An 18077-nucleotide genomic window follows, 5' to 3' on the forward strand; every position below is an offset into this window, starting at 1 on the left:
GGCGAGGCCTCACAGGACGATCATTGTGTGGTCACGTGACAACCATAGCGCACCTCCCGTACCCTGGCAACCCTGCACCATAGAGAGCCCGTACAGCCTGTCAGTTCCCACTCACAGCGGCTGCACGCCCACTCCTCCTTGGGAGGCCTCCGCGATCAGCCCCGGCGCGGTGGCGCCGTCGTGGAACGCACGCTGAGGGTCGGCGCAAGAACCTGCTGGACAGGGGTGGTCCTGAAGGCCCCGCCTCCCAGGCCCAGCCCTCGCTGGCTCCCCTGGGACAGCACGTCCTCGTCACCCTCACCACCCTCGCGCCCAGCGCCCTGGGAGGAGTCCTGAGCCTCAAGAAGCGCACGCACGAAGGCCCCGGAGATCCTCCCCTGCTCGGCTGCGCCCTGGTCCACCGTGGTCAGCCCGGCCAGGCGCGCCAGGGGCTGGTCGTCATAGCCGACCACGGAGACCGCCCCGGGCACGTCTACCCCGTGGTCACGCAGCGCGTCGAGCACCCCCAGCGCCATGTGGTCGGAGCCGCAGAACAGCGCCGTAGGAATCTCGCCGCCGTTCACCAGGGCGCTGACCGCCTCGTAGGCGGCCCCACGCGTCTGCGCCTCCGGCGTGATGACCCACGGCGCCAGCCCAGCGCGCTCCATGGCGGTCATGTACCCAGCGGCACGCTCCTCGTAGGGGATCCCCGGGGGCAGCTGGAGGTGAGCGATACGGGCGTGCCCGAGCTCGAGGAGGTGGCGGGTGGCCAGCATCGCCCCGGTCCGGTCGTCGCTGTAGACCGAGCGCACACCGGCCTCGGAGATGCGGCGGGTGACCGAGACGATCGGGATGGAGTGCACCGCCGCGGTCAGCGCGTTGGTCGAGCCCGCGTACCCTGCCACGACGACGCAGTCAGGTGAGTAGGAGACCAGCTGGCGCAGCCGGGCGTCCTCCTCCTCGGCGTCCAGGGATCCCTCGACGATGACCAGCTGGAAGCCGTGCCCCCGGAGCTCGGCCCTGAGACTGTCGTAGACCTCGACGAACAGGGCGTTGGACAGCTCCTGCGGCAGGAAGCCGACCAGCCTGCTGCGCCGGTTGCCAGCCAGCGCCGTGGCGAGCCCGTTGTCAACGTAGCCCAGCTCCTGCACCGCCGCCAGGACCCGCTGGCGCTTGTCCTCGCTGACCTTGTCCAGCCCCTGCAGCACCCGGGAGACGAGGGAGCGTGAGACCCCGGCGTACCGGGCGAGGTCCGCCTGCGTCACCCGTCGTCTGGCCATGGGCGCTCCTTCCGCGCGGTTGAGGTAGCGCACGGATCGTATCGTAGACACTGTGCACCCCGGCCCAGCGCCTGCTGCGCACAGCAGGAGGACTCACAGTCCCTCCGGTAGTCCAGCCCCTCCAGCAAGACGGTCCACCGTCCCTAGCCACGCCGCGTCAGGGGCGGTCCCGCCAGGGACCGCCCCTGACCCCTTACCGGCGCCTGCGCCAGCAGCACCTCGGCCGCGGGACACAGGCGCCAGCACTCGTCTGCGGTCACGTGACCGCACTGCTCACGGGCAGGCGCCTGCCTGGCAGCCCGGCACCACTCAGCCCCGAGAGCCGGGTAGCCGCCCTGCTCACCTGGGCGTGACAGGCGTCCGCGTACGCGCCGACTCCTCAGCCGCCTCAATAATCGCCATCGTGGGGATCGCCTCGGCAAAGGGCACTGTGACCTCGCCCCTGCCCACGACAGCGGCGACGAACTCCTGGATCTCCCCCACGAGGTTCTCACCGTACCCGGTCCCTACGCCGCGGCCGGGCATGCAGGCCACGTCACTGAAATAGGGGAAAGCGGGTCCGGCGATGATCTGGCGAGGGCCGTCGAAGCCAGGGGCGGACTGCTCAGGCTGGCAGAGGTAGAGCTCGTCAGAGTGCGGGGACTCGAACTTCGCCCACCCCTTGCTCCCGTACACCTCGATCGCGAAGACGTCGGTGATGCCTGTGGCGATACGCGAGAGGTTGACCGACCCGACAGCACCACTGTTCATACGCAGGGACACCACTGCGTTGTCGTCGTTCTCCACGGCGCCGGTCTCAGTGAGGGAGGCCCCCTGGTTGTGACCGGTACCCCCGGTGGGCAGCGGCCGCTCGGTAATGACGGTCTCCAGCGTGGCCGAGGTGACCTCGGCCACCTCGCCCAGGAGGAAGCGCACGGTGTCGATGATGTGGGCGCCAATGTCAGCAACAGCGCCGCCACCGGCGATATCGCGCTGGAAGCGCCAGGTGCGAGGAGCCTGCGGGTCGGCGGCGTAGTCGGCGAAGTAGCTGGCGCGGAAGGAGTGGACCGTACCGATGCCGCCCTCGGCGACGACCTGGGCCAGGGCGGCCAGGGCAGGGACGCGGCGGCGGCAGAAGCCCACGGAGGTGACCACGCCCGCCTCCTGGGCGGCGCGGGTCATCTCCCGGGCCTCTGCCGTGCTCAGGCCCAGCGGCTTCTCGCAGAAGACGTGCTTTCCAGCCTCCAGCAGCCGTGGGACGACGCCAATGTAGGCGTTGTTGGGCAGGGCCAGGGACACAGCCTCGATCTCGGGGCGCTCAAGGATCTCCTCGACACAGGAGGCGGTCCTGGCAAAGCCGTACCTGGCTGCGACGGACTCCGCCAGTGCTGTGCTGGGCTCGACGAGGGTGTCCATGATGACGTTGACGCCCTCGAGCGCAGGCAGCATCTGGGCGTTACGGAATCCGAAGGCGTGGCCCTGGCCGGCGAAGCCGGCACCGACGACGGCGATGTGCAGGTCACGAGACATGGTGGTTGTTCCTTTCAGGTGGTGAGGGTGTGGCAATGTCAAAGCGTCAAGTGTCTGGAGCCTCAAGGGTCAGGAGCGGCGAGAAAAGCAGGAGCGGCCAAAGTGGTGGGTCCGCCGGCGGGCCCAGGGTCAGCCGACAGCCCCTGGGCCCACGGCCCGACCGTCGGCACCGGAGGCGAGCTCCTCCTCCAGGTACTCCAGGGACTTCCCCCTGGTCTCGGGCAGATACCTCTGCTCCCACAGGAGGATGACAAAGTTGACGGCCGCGAAGATGAAGAAGGTCCGCATGCCGATCGCGTCCAGGAGGATCGGGAAGCACAGGGTGACCACGGCGTTGGAGATCCACTGGCAGAACACCGCGATCCCCATGGCCACCCCGCGCACCCTCAGCGGGAAGATCTCGGCCATCATGAGCCAGAAGCAGATCGCGCAGAACATCTGCATGAACCACAGGAAGCAGAGCATGAGGGCGAGGATGATGTAGCCGCGCCACGGGGCCTCAGGCAGGAGGGAGGCCAGCCCCAGGAAGACCTGGGACATGACCAGGCCCACCATGCCGATGCGCAGCATCGTCCGGCGGCTGGAGCGCCCGATGACCGCGATGCCGGTAGCCACAGCCACCACAGAGACGACCCCGTTGGCGATCGTGGCCACGAGCGAGGCCTGGGTCCCCATACCGGTGCTCATGAGCACCGTCGGGGCGAAGTACATGATGGAGTTGACCCCGGTGAGCTGGATGACCACCCCGAAGCCGACTCCGATGAGGGTGATGCGCCGGATCCAGGGCACGGTCAGGTGCTGCCAGGAGTTGCGCTGGAGCCTGGCGGTCTTCTCCACGACCTCGGATATCTCGGCCACCTCGGGTGCGGGATCCTCCACACGCAGCTGGCGCAGCACCTCCAGGGCCTCGTCCCTGCGCCCCTGGGAGACCAGCCAGCGGGGGGACTCGGGAACGAGGAGCACGCCGACCCACAGCGCCACGGCGGGCACGGTGGCCAGGCCGAGCATGATGCGCCAGGCGTGGGCGCCCTCGGCGACGAAGCCGATCACCGCGTTGGAGGTGTAGGCGATGAGCTGGCCGGTGACGATCATCAGCTCGTTGCGTGAGACCAGCTGGCCGCGCCGGGACGCGGGCGCGAGCTCACCGATGAACATGGGGACCGTTGCGGAGGCACCGCCGACGGCGAATCCCAGCACCATGCGGCACCCGACCATGACGGGCACGGTGGGCGCCAGGGCGCACCCCAGTGCCCCGACAAAGAACACGAAGGCCAGCATGAGGACGTTGTGGCGGCGTCCGTAACGGTCGGACAGCCGCCCGCCGATGATCGCACCGAAGGCTGCGCCCAGGAGGAGGGAGGAGGTCACCAGCCCCTCGGTGGTGGGCGTGAGGTCCAGTCCGCCGGCGTCGGTCGGCAGGGTCATGAAGGGCAGGGCGCCGGAGATGACGCCCGTGTCGTAGCCAAAGGCGAGCGCACCAAAGGTAACGACGATCGTCACGGTGTTGAGTCTGCGTCTGACCGCCCTGGCATGGGCCTGGTCCATGGTGGTAGCGGGCGGTGTGGTGTGTGTCGTCATAGCCATCCCCGTTGATGAGCGAAGTCACCATGGTTGTCACGTGCTAACCATGTGGTTCCAGTATGCATCGCCTCTCGTTCGGCTGTCAACGCCCCATCGCAGGTGCCGCCAGACGTCGCGACACGGCCCCAACACGGCTTCCGGGTACCGGAGAGCTCTACCGCTTGCTCTCGTGTGGGCACCTGACACCCCAGACAGCTCGCTACCTGCGGGCGCTACCGCACCGCCCGCAGGTAGCGGTCCCGGCCAGCGAGATCCTGGCCGGTAGCTGCCTGTCGAAAGCCCGCACCCAGCGCCGCCTGACACAGCGCAGCCGACTGGCCCGGGTCGTGCTCCATGACCAGCACCCCGCCCCCGCGCAGCAGCACCTCGGCTCGGGCGATGACGGCACGCGGTACGGCCAACCCGTCGTCTCCCCCACCGTACAGGGCCGTGCTCGGCTCATACCTGCCGGTCTCGACGTCCTCGACCGCGCCAGCGGGCACGTAGGGCGGGTTGGCCACCACCACGTCCACCCTCCCGTCCAGCCTGGACAGCGTGGCGGGGTCAGTTGCGTCGGCGTGGACCACCGTGATCCGGCCCGGGACGAGCCGTTCGCAGTTCTCGCGCGCCAGCTCCACGGCAGCCGCCTCCAGCTCGACGGCAACCACCCGGGCCCTGGGTACCTCCGTGGCCACGGCGGCGGCAACCGCCCCGGATCCGGTGCACAGGTCAACCACCAGCGGTGCGGCTGGCGAGACCGTCGGGAGGGGCGTCACCGAGGATCCCGTCTGGGACCTGCCAGCCGCTGGGGGACTGTCAGCCCGCGGGAGCCCGTCGCCCACCCCCAAGCCGTCGGCCTCGGCCTCAGGCCCCGATATCCCCCGGGACGGTGCCCGCAGGGCGTCGATCGCGGCAGCCACGACCACCTCCGTCTCAGGGCGCACGATGAACACGCCGGGACGGCTGACCAGCTCCAGGCCGCAGAACCACATGACGCCCAGGACGTGCTGGAGCGGCTCCCGGGCGGCGCGACGCTCGACCAGCACCGCGTAGCGCTCCACGAAGCCGTCACCGGCACCCTCGGCCAGCGCGAGCGGACGGCCCAGGAGGTGCTCGGCGATGAGCCGGGCATCCGTTGCGGGCGAGGCCACTCCGGCGCGCGCTAGCCTGCCCCCCGCCTCACGCACAGCTCGGCGCAGCGCGTAGCGGTCAAGCACGCTCATGGTCGTGCCCCCGTGAGATCCCGAGGGGCCTGAGGGCAGGCATCCCGGCCCCTTTCCTCGTGCGAGGTACCACAACCCTCACTACTCGTCGGCAGCAGCCAACCGGGCGGCCTCGTCGACGGCGAGCGCGGATGCGATGACGGGTCCCAGGTCGCCGTCGAGCACCGCGTCAAGGTTGTAGGCCTTGTAGCCGGTGCGGTGGTCGGCGATCCGGTTCTCGGGGAAGTTGTAGGTGCGGATGCGCTCGCTGCGGTCCACGGTGCGCACCTGGGAGCGCCGGGCGGCACTGGCCTCGGCCTCGGCCGCAGCAGCCCGCTCGGCCAGCAGGCGGGCACGCAGGACACGCATGGCCGCTTCCTTGTTCTGCAGCTGGGACTTCTCGTTCTGCATGGACACCACGATGCCGGTGGGCAGGTGGGTGAGGCGCACCGCGGAGTCGGTGGTGTTGACCGACTGCCCGCCCGGGCCGGAGGAGCGGAAGACGTCGATGCGAAGGTCGGCCGGGTCGATCTCCAGCTCACCGGGGTCGTCGGCCTCAGGCATGACCAGCACCCCGGCGGCGGAGGTGTGGATACGTCCCTGGGACTCGGTGACGGGCACGCGCTGAACGCGGTGGACACCGCCCTCGTACTTCAGGTGCGCCCACACCCCCTGTGCCGGCTCCACCGCGCCCCGGGACTTGACCGCCAGACGAAGGTCCTTGTAACCGCCCAGGTCAGACTCCGTGGCACTCATGACCTCCACGGCCCAGCCCTGGCGCTCGGCGTAACGGGTGTACATGCGGGCCAGGTCGGAGGCGAAGAGAGCCGACTCCTCACCGCCCTCACCCGCCTTGACCTCGATGATGACGTCGCGGGCGTCGTCAGGGTCACGGGGAGCCATGACCTCGCGCAGGCGGCTGGCGGCGGCGTCACAAGCCTCCTTCAGGGAGGGGACCTCGGCGGCGAAGTCCGCGTCCTCGGCAGCCAGCTCAACGGCGTCGGCGAGATCCGCGCTGGCCCGCTCCCAGGCCCGGTAGGCAGCCACCACCCGGCCCAGCTCGGCGTAGCGGCGTCCCAGCCGCCTCATGGCGCCCGGATCTGACGCCGCCAGGGCCATCTCGGCCTCGATCGCGGCGTACTCCTCCAGCAGGGGCAGAACCGGGGTAAAGTCGTCGCTCATAGGTCCTCCAGGGTGCTTCTGGGCGTGCGATCTCTGGGTCCCGCCGTCCCGTGCCCTGACCCGGGAGCGCTGAGCCACGATGGCGGCTTACAGCCGCAGCACGGGAGGGGCCAGTAGCAACGCACGACGCCGACGGCGGCCCACCGGAGCCTCCGTCGGCGTCGTGCCAGTCAGCTACTTCTTGCGCTTGCCGTAACGGGCCTCGAAACGGGCCACACGGCCACCGGTGTCCAGGATCTTCTGCTTACCGGTGTAGAAGGGGTGGCAGGCCGAGCACACGTCCACACGGATCTCTCCGCTGGTGACAGTGGAACGAGTCTCAAAGGTGTTGCCGCAGGTGCACGTGACGGTGGTGGCCACGTAGTCGGGGTGGATCCCCTGCTTCATAGCGTCTCCTCAAGCTCTCAGAGGGTCCCGGGTCCCACGTGGACACGCGGGTGAACCGGAGGCCGCGGTAATTGTGCCACCACGCGTGAGGCGAGGCAATGCGCGGGCCCGTGGCAGAAAGTGAGAACGGGCACCACACCTTAGGGACGGTCAGCCGTGGGCTGCCTGCTTCCAGCAGCACAACGCACACACAGCGCAGGAGGCCCCCTCCGCGACGACCACGACGGGACGTCGCGAAGAGGGCCTCGTGCGGGCACGTCGAGGCCCCAGTGCCCAAACCGACGCCTCGCGGCAGCCGCAGGGGGTCCCAGGGCAGAGTGGAGTCAAGAGCGGAGTCAGTCTGCGTCAGCGTCGGCGTCGGCCAGCGAGGTGCCGCTCGGTGTCGTCTTGGAGATGACCATGAGGAACTCGGCGTTGGACTGGGTGTCCTTGAGCTTGGACAGCACCAGCTCCAGGGCCTGCTGCTGCTCCAGCCCGGTGAACAGCCGACGCAGCCTCCACATGATCTTGAGCTGGGCGGGATCGATGAGCAGCTCCTCGCGGCGGGTGGAGGAGGCAGCCACGTCCACGGCCGGAAAGATCCGCTTCTCCGCCAGCTGGCGGGACAGGCGCAGCTCCATGTTGCCCGTGCCCTTGAACTCCTCAAAGATGACCTCGTCCATCCTGGAGCCGGTATCTACCAGGGCTGTCGCCAGGATGGTCAGGGACCCGCCGTTCTCAATGTTGCGGGCAGCACCGAAGAAGCGCTTGGGCGGGTAGAGGGCGGAGGCGTCCACGCCACCGGAGAGAATCCGCCCCGAGGCGGGAGCGGCCAGGTTGTAGGCCCGGCCCAGGCGGGTGATGGAGTCCAGGAGCACGACAACGTCCTGGCCCAGCTCAACCAGACGCTTGGCCCGCTCGATAGCCAGCTCAGCCACGGTCGTGTGGTCTGACGCCGGGCGGTCGAAGGTAGAGGCGATGACCTCGCCCTTGACCGTACGCTGCATGTCGGTGACCTCCTCCGGACGCTCGTCCACCAGGACGACCATGAGGTGGGCCTCCGGGTTGTTGACGCTGATCGCGTTGGCGATCTGCTGGAGGACGATGGTCTTGCCTGCCTTGGGCGGGGAGACGATGAGGCCGCGCTGGCCCTTGCCGATCGGTGAGACCAGGTCGATGACGCGCGGGGTCAGCGCCTTCGGCGTGGTCTCCAGGCGCAGCTGCTCCTGGGGGTAGAGCGGGGTGAGCTTGGAGAAGTCAGGGCGCCGCTTGGAGCGCTCGGAGTCCATACCGTTGACGGTGTCCACGCTCACCAGCGGGTTGTACTTGACACGACCCGCACGACCCTGGCGGCGGTTACCCCGCCCGCCGGACGCGAAGCCAGAGGTCTCCCCTCCCTCACGTACCCACCCGGTCACGGCGTCCCCAGCGCGCAGGCCGCTGTCCTTGATGAGGTGGCCAGGGACGTAGACGTCCTTGGGCCCGGACAGGTAGCCCGAGGTCCGCAGGTAGGCGTGCTGGTTGTCGGTGACATCCAGGATGCCTGCCACGGGCAGGAGGACCTCCTCCTCCCGGGGCTGGGTCCTGGCCTGGCGCCCGGTCCCCTCACCGCCGTCGCGGCTGTCGCGGCCGTCCCGGTCCCGGCCGCGCTTGCGGCCACGACGGCGCCGTCCCCCCCGGTCCTCGTCATAACCGTCCCCGCCCTCCTCACGGGAGCGCCGACCACGGTCGGAGTCGACCACGGAGGTACCCGTGGCGTCAGCCAGGTCCCGCATCAGCGCGGCCTTGGCGTCACGGTGGCCCTCGGGGTCACGGGCCTCGCCGCCAGAGAGCTCAGTGCGCTGGGCGATCTCGGGCGAGCCCGCAGCAGCCTGGACCCGACGCCGGCCTCGCCGGGACTCACGTGAGCGGGGCTCCCACCCGGCAGACTCCGACGAGCCGTCGCCGTCGTCACCGACAGGCGCCTTCTCCCGCCTGTCGACCGAGTCCCGGCCCCCTCGCCCAGGGCGTCCGCCCCGCTCGGGACGACCAGGAGCGACCTCCTGCGTGCTGGCGCTGCCCTCAGCACCGACACCGGAGTCGGTGTCAGGGGTGTCGGCACCAGGCCCGCCTGGCGCGTCAAGCCCCAGGTCGAGGGCCGGGGCGGCCTCCGAGGAGGTCGCCCCACCAGCCTGGGAGGCGGAAGACGCACGACGACGTCGTGAGCGCGTGCCCCTGGGGGCCTGCGCCTGGTCACCCTCAGCCGCACCCTGGGGCTCTGGAGTACCAGGGTCCTGCGCAGGGCCGGGTTCTGCCGCCGCGGCAGCAGGCCTGTCGGCGGCCCGCCGGGACCCGCGCCGAGCAGGAGGAGCGTCTGCGGGGTCGAGGGAGCCGTCTACCTCACGGATGGCAGCGACAAGCTCACTCTTGCGCATACGAGAGATGCCCTTGAGGCCCATCTGGCCAGCAAGCTGTTGAAGCTCAGCCAGTCGCATCGTGGAAAGCGAGGGCTGGGCGGTCGAGGTCTCGGTCACGAGTGTCCTTACGGTGTGATGGAGCGACGCGGGGAGGCGTTCACCTACGGCCTCTCCTCAGACATCCACGGAGAGAGCCCGCACGCCCGGTTTCCTCCTGAGGCAGTGCCTCATGAACAGGGGTCGTGCAGCCGACGGCACGGTGCAGTCCGAGCGGCCGACAGCCGCATCATAGCAGCACGGCACCGTAGGGCCACTGCGCCTCGCCACCGTGGGCAGGTACACACTACCGCGCCGCACCACAGAATACATCGTAATGTAGATCATCTCCTGGTGGCGGGAGCGCTCCGCGCCGACGACACCAGGCGTCCCTCACGATCCCGTAGACCGCAAGCAGCCGTCCAGCCGACCACCGGGCCAGCCCCACGGTCCGGCCAGCCACTGCCCTGGCAGAAGTACCAGCAGCGCCAGCAGGCGCCGGGCCATCTGCGCGCTGGCACGCTCGCCCCTGTCCCCCAGTGGTACCTCGCGGTGCTCAGAAGCGGCCTGCGCCCCCAGGACGCCCCGAAGTCCTCGCTGGCAGCGAAGACCGACAGCGTCACCGGCTGGGCCTTGAGGTCGGTGAACAGAGGCCTCAGTGAGCCGCTCAGCCAGCACCGCCGAGGTCGACGGCGCCCCCAGGCCTGCGTTAACAGCCACGAGCCTGATCAGGCGTCCCATCTGGGCGCGGTCGTAGGCGTCATCAGCCACGCTATCCACGTCTGCGATCCCTACCCACGTCAGATCCTCACCTTTCGGCCGGTCAGCGGGTCGAAGTCGCCGACCAGGGCAAAGGGCTCCTCCGCCGGGGGCTCGCCGCCCTCCAGGAGCGCCCGGTGGCGCGGGTGCAGCGGAGCCTCCGGGACACCTGCGGGCCGGGAGCCCTCCAGCTCGGCCCTGAGAGCCGGGACAACCGTGGTCCCCAGGACCTCCAGCTGCCGCATGACCTCGGCATGGGGCATACCTCCCATGTCGATGATGAAGGCCTGGCGCTGGTAGTCACCGACCTGGTCACGGTAGGTCAGGTACTTGTCCACCACCTGCTGCGCGGTACCCACGGCCAGCGGCGTGTGCCGGACCATCTCCTCCAGGTCGGCCCCCTGGTACACGTAGCTGTTGCGGAAGTAGGGCTCGAAGCGTTCCACCGCCTTGGTCCGGGTCTCGGCCACGAAGAGCTGCCCACCCAGCCCCACGACCGCCTGCTCGGGGGTGCCGTGACCGTAGTGGGCGAAGCGCTCACGGTAGAGCTCGACCATCTTCCTGACGTGGTCGATGGGCCAGAAGATGTTGTTGTGCAGAAAGCCGTCTCCGTAGTAGGCGGCCTGCTCGGCGATCTGCGGCGAGCGGATCGAGGCGTGCCAGACAAACGGCGGTACGCCGTCGAGCGGGCGTGGCATGGAGGTGAAGTCCGTCAGGGGCGTGCGGAACTCCCCCTCCCAGTCCACGTTGGTCTCGCGCCACAGCTGGCGCAGGAGGTCGTAGTGCTCCACCGCCAGGGAGATGCCCTTGCGGATGTCCTGGCCGAACCACGGGTAGACGGGCCCGGTGTTGCCCCGCCCCATCATCAGGTCCACACGCCCGTCGGCCAGGTGCTGGAGGTAGGCGTACTCCTCGGCGATACGTACCGGGTCGTTGGTGGTGATGAGCGTCGTGGAGGTGGTCAGCAGAAGCCGCTGGGTCCGGGCGGCGACGTGGGCCAGGAGGGCCACGGGGCTGGAGGGGACGAAGGGCGGGTTGTGGTGCTCCCCGGTCCCGAAGAAGTCCAGGCCCAGCTGCTCGCTGGCCACCGCCATCTCCACGGTGTTCCTAATGCGCTGGTGCTCGCTGGGCGCCTGCCCGGTCGCAGGGTCGGTGACGATGTCGCCGACGGTGAAGACACCGAACTGCATAAGGGCTCCTCTCCCTCAAGATCCGGAGTGGAGCATAGGAGTCTTCTAGTTTAACAATCAACCACTAGGACTGAGGACGTTCCTCACACGCCAGGTCTCCTACCTGTTACGCCGCAGAGGCAGCGCAGGACGACCCCTAGACCAGCCTGGCCCCCTCCATGTCGATGCCGGGGGTGAGCAGGGTCCAGCCCTGCCGCTCAAGAGCGGCACGCGCGTCCCCTTCCAGGCGGGACAGCACCAGGACGGTAGGCCCCGCCCCAGAGATGACCGCCGGGTAGCCCTGCTGCCTCAGGGAGTCCATGACCTCCATGGAAGAAGGCAGCACGCTGCGGCGGTACTCCTGGTGGAGCCGGTCCTCGGTTCCCGCCAGCAGCAGGTCCGGACGCCCCGCCAGGGCCAGCATGAGCACCGCCGCCCGGGAGGTGTTGAACAGGGCGTCAGCCCGGGGCACGAACTCCGGCAGCACCTTGCGGGCCTGCCGAGTGGACAGGCGCGTGGCCAAGGGCGGAACCACCAGGCTCACCGGCAGCGAGGCGTCCACGGGCATCGGCGCCGCACGCGGGGCTCCGTCCTCCTGCGTCCAGGCGACCGTTGCTCCGCCGAAGACCGCAGGGGCCACGTTGTCGGGGTGCCCCTCGAACTCGGTGGCCAGGGAGAAGACAGCGCTGTCATCAAGCGCCCGGGGGTCGGAGAGCAGGCCGCGGGCCAGCACGAGCCCCGCTACCACGGCACTGGCCGAGGAGCCCATGCCGCCTCCGTGGGGGATCCGATTGACGCAGCGCATCTCGAACCCTGCCTGCGCAGCGCCAGCCGCGTCCAGGCCCGCGCGCAGGGCGCGCACCACCAGGTTGTCGTCCCCCTCAGGCACACTGCCCGCCCCCACGCCCTCCACACGCACGCGGGTCGCACCGGTGACGGCGCGGACCTCGACCTCGTCGTAGTAGGTGAAGGCCATGCCGAAGGAGTCAAAGCCCGGCCCCATGTTCGCCGTCGTCGCCGGGACACGCACGGCGGCACGCTCGTGGGCCAGACGCACCTCAGTCACCCTCGACACGTCGCACGGAGACGACCTCTACCACACGGTCGCAGCGCCTGAGCCCATCAACAGCGGCATCCAGGTACCGCACGGCAGCCGGGTGGGTGACGATCGTGACCACGGCGCGCTCCTGCCCCACGTAGGCGCTCTGGCGCACAGAGTTGATGGAGACGCCGTTGTCGGCAAAGACGCTGGCCATGACGGCGAGCGAGCCAGGAGCGTCGTCGACGAGCAGCTGGACCTGGTAGCGGGTGACGGCCGCCTCCGGCCCCAGGACCGGCAGCGCCGCGTAGCTGGACTCGCGCGGCGCCTGGCCGCCGTAGACCCGGTGCGCGGCCGCGGCGACGACGTCGGACAGGACCGCTGAGGCCGTCGGCGCGCCGCCGGCGCCCTGCCCGTAGAACATGAGACGGCCAGCGCTCTCAGCCTCCACCAGGACCGCGTTGAAGGCCCCGTGGACACTGGCCAGGGGGTGGTCGGTCGGCACGAGGGCGGGATGGACGCGCACAGAGATACCAGAGGTACCGCCAGTATCCCCGGTAGTGCTGACGCCCTGGCTGCCGCTCCCGGCACCCGGCCCCAGGCGCTGGGCGACCGCCAGGAGCTTGACCTCACAGCCCGAGGCATGGGCCTCTCGGATGTCCTCGGCGGTGATGTCCCGGATCCCCTCGACGGTGACGTCGTCCAGGCCCACCCGGGTGTGGAAGGCCAGGGAGGCGATGATGGCGCACTTGGCAGCCGCGTCCAGGCCGTCGACGTCAGCCGTCGGGTCCGCCTCGGCGTAGCCCAGCTCCTGGGCCGTGGCCAGGGCGTCGGCAAAGGAGAGACCCTTGGTGGTCATCTCGTCCAGGATGTAGTTGGTGGTGCCGTTGACGATGCCGAGCACGCTGGTCACCCGGTCCCCCGCCATGGACTCGCGCAGCGCGTAGACCACAGGGACAGCACCGGCGACAGCAGCCTCGTAGTAGAAGTCGGTGCCCGCAGCCGCCGCGGCCGCGTAGAGCTGCGGGCCGTGTGCAGCGATAAGCGCCTTGTTACCAGTGATGACGCTGGCCCCGGACTTGAGGGCGGCCAGGATGAGGGTGCGGGCAGGCTCGATACCGCCGATGAGCTCGATGACGATGTCGTTGCTGGTTGCCACGGCAGTGGCGTCGTCAGTGAGCAGGTCGCGAGGGACCGCGGGATCACGTCGGGCTCGCGTGTCACGCACGGCCACGCCTGTCACCTCCAGCCGCGCACCGGAGCGGACCGTGAAGTCGTCAGCCTGCTCAGCCAGGAGCCGGATCACCTGTGTCCCCACGGTGCCGGCTCCCAGGACACCAACAGTGAGAGTGCGCCCTGCCTGGGAGGTCACCTGTTCCACCTCTGCCATCCTGCCTTGTCGTGTCGTCTTGCCTTGTCGTGCTTCCGTGCCGCCACGGCAGCCACGGTGGTCGCAGCGGCTTGCAGCAGCCATGACCCGCACCGGGCGGAGCGCGGTTCCACGAGCTCCGCCCGGCACAGCATAGGCGCGTGAGGGCCTGGTGAGCACCAGTCAGGCAGCCGACTCACCCGTCCAGGACGTGCTGTCGGCCGCAGAACAGGCTCACCGTGCCAGGTCCAGGTCCCGCAGGAAAGCCCCGGGCGGAAGGACCCGCTGACGCACGAAGGCGGCCCCCGGCAGCGAGGTCTCGCTGCCGGGGGCCGCCTGTCCAGGCCCGTCGCCTAGGTCAGACCAGGGAAGGCGTCCTGGTCTCAGGACCGCCGCCGACGTGCCAGCAGCAGGGTTCCGCCACCGATACTCGCTCCGATAAGAGCCAGGAACGCGGCTACGTTCGCACCAGTACGGGCCAGGCTCTGGCCTCCCCCGGAGGGGGGCGCCGCCTGTGTGGCGGGCGCCGGGTCAGCCTCTGCGGTGGCGTTGTGGCCCTCACCGTCCTCACCGCCGCCCGCCGGAGGCTCGGAGCCCTCGGAGGTGGCACTGGCTTCTGGATGCGGCTGGGCCCCGTCGTCAGCCGGTGCCGGGGTAATCGTGGAGGAGTCCTCCTGGGACACCACAGTGTTAATCAGCGAGACGCTGGTAGAGACCTGGTCACCGATAGTGAAGGTGTCCGTCTCCTCCCCCTCCACCACGAACACGGGCGCGGCCCAGGTGTAGCCAGCGTGATCAGTGGTGGCATCGGAGGTGTGCTCGCTCAGGGTAACGGTGGTCCCTGCCGGGAAGGTCCCGTCAAACTGGGTTCTTTCCCCGACTGTCACCGTCATCGACGTGGTCCCTGAACGCTCCTCGCCGGAGGGGGCGTCGCCCTCGGGAGCGCTCCACCCGGAGTAGGAGCTGGCCGGGGCCGGGAGCTCGTAGGCGACGTCCACCACGAAGATGGAGCCCTCAGCAGTGAACGGGACGTCGCCCTCGATCGTCTTGGTGATGTTAAAGGCGCCGAAGCCCCGCTCCATCTCGACGGAGATGTCAAAGTACTGGACGTAGGAGCGTGTCTCGGTGTCACCGGCAGCGGTGCCGTCCAGGAGCACGGAGTTGGTGTAGGAGACCCCCTGGGTCGCCTGGCCGCCGTCGAAGGAGACCGGGTACTCCATGGCGTAGTCGGCGTCAGCCTCGAAGGGGCCGGTGATCGAGATCGTGGCGGTACGACCGTCGGAGGACAGGGACACGTCCATGTCGAAGTCCCCGCGCTGCGTGCTGTCGTCAGTACCGTCCGCGCGCGTGAGCACCGAGCCACCGCCTCCGGCAGAGTCGTTCTTGAGGTACTTCAGCGCCAGGGTCCAGCGGCTCATGTCGGTGGAGAAGGTGGAGCCGGCACCAAGTTCATCGGTGAAGGTCACGGTCTGGCGCGTCTGCCCGTCCAGGGTCAGGCCCAGCTGGTCAGCCACGTAGTTGGAACCGAAATTGACCCCCCAGGTCAGCTCGGAGTAGTCGTTGTAGAAGCTGGAGGCCCACTTGTCGATCTCCCAGTCGCCGTAGCCCGGGCCGGTCCCGATGCCTCCCCCGCCAGGCAGGTCCACCGAGGCGGTGCCGTTGGCGGTGATGTCGGCCGTCGCCGAGGTGGTCGTCTCCGTGATCGCCAGCAGAGCGGTCCCCTGGCCCCTGAACCCGTGGAATCCTGCGGAGCGTAGCTGGGTGACCTGCTCGGAGAAGGTGCACACGATGGTCTTGGTCGTAAGCTCGCAGGTACCGACCTCCACGTCGGCACCGTCGTGGCTGACCGACATGGGCAGTGACTCAGACCGCTGAAGGTTCTCGAAGTAGGTTCCCAGGTCGATCGTGAAGGAGTCGCCGGGCTGGAGGTCCGCGCCCGAGGCGTCCCAGTCGAAGGTCAGGCGGGCGTTGTCGTAGTAGAGCAGCGCTCCCTCCTGCGGCTCGTTGTTGCCGTTGACGCGGGTCAGGCTCATGTTGCTGACGGTGATCCCCGTGCTCTCCTCGGCCTGAGCGGAGGAGGCCAGTGGGGTGACCACGGCCAGGGCCAGGGCGAGAGCGGCAACCAGCACGGCAACCGCTCCTCCTGCGAGGGCACGGCGAGACGCGATGCCCGTTGACACTGTGTTCATAAGGTCTCCGAGTTCAAAGGGTTGAGGACACAGGACGGAGGGAGTCACTTCTCCACTCATCGCAGGAGCGCAGCACGCCCGCTGGCGCACCGTCCGCGACATGTCCGCAATGATTGTAACCACCTTGTCACAAGGAGCGACCGCGTCCGCCTTTTTCTGTTGATTCAGGAAGAGTTTAGATACTCACAGGAAATCGTCAGCGACTGGAGAGACCATTCCCGTTCCGACGGCCCTCGGCGCAAAACCAGTCCCAGCAGGAGTGTCGACCAGCCTTGGCGCCACCGCAGACAACAGTCTCCGCGCACCGGGGACTCTGCAGCAGCCTACCCGGCCAACCCTATTTAGAAACCATACAATAAAGGACCTCTAGGTCGGTCACTCTATTTTCAGAGTATCCCCAGACAATACAGGGGCGACACCAGGTCCAGACTGCCCCGCTTTCTTGCGGGTCCTCTACAGGTCCCCCTCCAGCCCACGCAGGTCCTCCAGCGTCTCAGGGCGCAGCACCCAGCCCTGACGGCCTCCCTCCACCCAGGCGACGCCCGGACGGGTGAACAGGTTGTAGCTGCTAGCCATGGAACGGCCGTAGGCCCCGGTCGCAGGCACCGCCAGCACGTCCCCGACCCTGATGTCGGCCGGAAGGTCCACGTCACGCACCACCACGTCACCGCTCTCGCAGTGCTTGCCCACGACGCGGGAACGCACCAGCCCTGCCCCTGGCTCCGGCAGCCGACTGGCCAGCAGCGCGGTATAAGCCGAGCCGTACAGCGCGGGCCGGATGTTGTCGCTCATGCCCCCGTCCACGCTCACGTAGAGCCGACTGGTACCCGCTTCCAGCTCGACACGCTTGGTCCCGGTCACCGTGTAGAGGGTGACCATGGCAGGGCCGATGACGCTGCGGCCCGGCTCAACCGAGACCCGAGGGATGGAGTCGCCCATCTCGGCACAGGTCTGGCGCACGGCCTGGGCCAGCGTCCTGGCCACGACAGCGGGCGAGGGCGCCACGGGGTCGTTACCGGTGTAGGCGATACCGTAGCCGCCGCCCAGGTCAACCTCGGGGCACAGCACCCCGGTGCTGGCGGCGACCTCATGACGCAGGCGCAGGACCACGGCGACCGCCTGCCTGAAGCCGGCCAGGTCCATGATCTGGGACCCGATGTGGGAGTGCAGGCCGACCAGCTCCAGCTCCTCGGTTGCTGCGACCGCCTCTACCACCCGGAGCGCCTCACCGCTTGACACGGACAGGCCGAACTTCTGGTCCTCGTGGGCTGTGGAGACGTAGTCGTGGCCTCCGGCGTGGATGCCTGTGGTCAGACGCACCATGACCCCGCCCCGCTCCCGGGGGCCGTAGTGCCCGCTCTCCCGCCAGTGACGCACCGCAGCGACGGCGTAGCCGACCTCCTCAGGCGAGTCGATGACCAGGTGCCCCACGCGGTGGTAGACGGCGGCGGAGACCTCCTCCTGCGTCTTGCCGTTGCCGTGCAGGCCCAGCCGCCGTGCCGCCGTCACGGACCCGTCCCCCTCGACCGCCCGCAGGGCGTCCAGACCCACCGCCAGCTCACCGCGCGAGGCGGTGTCGATGCCCATCCCCTCCTCCAGGAAGACACGCCCCACCCCAGTGCTGAGGAAGGCCTTGGCCGCGTAGAACGCCTCCCCTCCGGACATGCCGTAGCCGGGCCAGAACTCCTCGGCCATGGCAGCACTCCAGGTAGCAGCACGACCACGCAGGTCACAGCGATCCAGGACGAAGACCGGAGAGGGAGCCTGGTCCAGGATCTCACTGACTCGCAGACCACCCAGGGCCAGCTCACCCACGGAGGTGCGCTGCGCCGTGGTTGGCCACAGGTCGGGACGCTCCTGCGGCTCGGGACACACCAGCGCGCCCAGGGGGGCCTCGCCGACGGGGACCTGGGAGGAGGCGGGGACGGCAGGAAACGGGGCGCAGGCAGAGGACATCAAGACTCCTTGGGGCCGTTGAGCGGCTACGAGCGGGGACGGACGAGCAGGGACAGGGACCACCGGGCTTGACGGTGGCGCACCGG

At 69.2% G+C, this 18077-nt stretch carries 13 protein-coding genes; all 13 read right to left on the minus strand.

What is annotated here, in order from left to right:
- Positions 1-155: 155 nt before the first annotated feature.
- The 13 genes from D4740_RS05120 to lysA all read right to left on the minus strand — a co-directional run bounded on the left by D4740_RS05120 (position 156) and on the right by lysA (position 17991).
- The gene (locus D4740_RS05120; RefSeq protein WP_119835855.1) at positions 156-1259 is read right to left on the minus strand and encodes a LacI family DNA-binding transcriptional regulator; all 1104 of its coding nucleotides are present in this window, start codon (positions 1257-1259) and stop codon (positions 156-158) included.
- 339 nt (positions 1260-1598) lie between these two features.
- The gene (locus tag D4740_RS05125) at positions 1599-2768 is read right to left on the minus strand and encodes a Gfo/Idh/MocA family protein (protein ID WP_119835856.1); all 1170 of its coding nucleotides are present in this window, start codon (positions 2766-2768) and stop codon (positions 1599-1601) included.
- Between the two features lie 129 nt (positions 2769-2897).
- Positions 2898-4352, minus strand: a complete 1455-nt coding sequence (locus tag D4740_RS05130; RefSeq protein WP_310732068.1) for a sugar porter family MFS transporter — start codon at positions 4350-4352, stop codon at positions 2898-2900.
- Positions 4353-4561: 209 nt separating this feature from the next.
- The gene (locus tag D4740_RS05135) at positions 4562-5551 is read right to left on the minus strand and encodes a HemK/PrmC family methyltransferase (protein WP_259390667.1); all 990 of its coding nucleotides are present in this window, start codon (positions 5549-5551) and stop codon (positions 4562-4564) included.
- 81 nt (positions 5552-5632) lie between these two features.
- Positions 5633-6712, minus strand: coding sequence for a peptide chain release factor 1 (prfA, locus tag D4740_RS05140; protein WP_119835857.1), 1080 nt, complete (start codon positions 6710-6712; stop codon positions 5633-5635).
- 174 nt (positions 6713-6886) lie between these two features.
- Positions 6887-7099 carry a 50S ribosomal protein L31 gene (rpmE, locus tag D4740_RS05145; protein ID WP_119835858.1) on the minus strand — a complete coding sequence of 71 codons (213 nt, stop codon included), beginning with the start codon at positions 7097-7099 and terminating at the stop codon, positions 6887-6889.
- Positions 7100-7434: 335 nt separating this feature from the next.
- Positions 7435-9591, minus strand: coding sequence for a transcription termination factor Rho (rho, locus tag D4740_RS05150; protein WP_119835859.1), 2157 nt, complete (start codon positions 9589-9591; stop codon positions 7435-7437).
- Positions 9592-9903: 312 nt separating this feature from the next.
- The gene (locus tag D4740_RS13430) at positions 9904-10290 is read right to left on the minus strand and encodes a hypothetical protein (protein ID WP_119835860.1); all 387 of its coding nucleotides are present in this window, start codon (positions 10288-10290) and stop codon (positions 9904-9906) included.
- Positions 10291-10310: 20 nt separating this feature from the next.
- The gene (locus tag D4740_RS05160) at positions 10311-11459 is read right to left on the minus strand and encodes a CE1758 family FMN-dependent luciferase-like monooxygenase (RefSeq protein ID WP_119835861.1); all 1149 of its coding nucleotides are present in this window, start codon (positions 11457-11459) and stop codon (positions 10311-10313) included.
- 136 nt (positions 11460-11595) lie between these two features.
- Positions 11596-12495, minus strand: coding sequence for a homoserine kinase (gene thrB, locus D4740_RS05165; RefSeq protein ID WP_119835862.1), 900 nt, complete (start codon positions 12493-12495; stop codon positions 11596-11598).
- 1 nt (position 12496) lies between these two features.
- Positions 12497-13858, minus strand: a complete 1362-nt coding sequence (locus D4740_RS05170) for a homoserine dehydrogenase (RefSeq protein ID WP_182911341.1) — start codon at positions 13856-13858, stop codon at positions 12497-12499.
- A 371-nt stretch (positions 13859-14229) separates the two neighbouring features.
- Positions 14230-16035 (minus strand): DUF5979 domain-containing protein, encoded by a 1806-nt coding sequence (locus D4740_RS05175; RefSeq protein ID WP_119835864.1) that lies wholly within the window; start codon positions 16033-16035, stop codon positions 14230-14232.
- Positions 16036-16488: 453 nt separating this feature from the next.
- The gene (lysA, locus tag D4740_RS05180) at positions 16489-17991 is read right to left on the minus strand and encodes a diaminopimelate decarboxylase (RefSeq protein ID WP_119835865.1); all 1503 of its coding nucleotides are present in this window, start codon (positions 17989-17991) and stop codon (positions 16489-16491) included.
- Between the last annotated feature and the right edge of the window lie 86 nt (positions 17992-18077).

Source organism: Actinomyces sp. 2119 (assembly GCF_003591215.1).
In the GTDB taxonomy this organism is placed as follows: Bacteria; Actinomycetota; Actinomycetes; order Actinomycetales; family Actinomycetaceae; genus Actinomyces; species Actinomyces lilanjuaniae.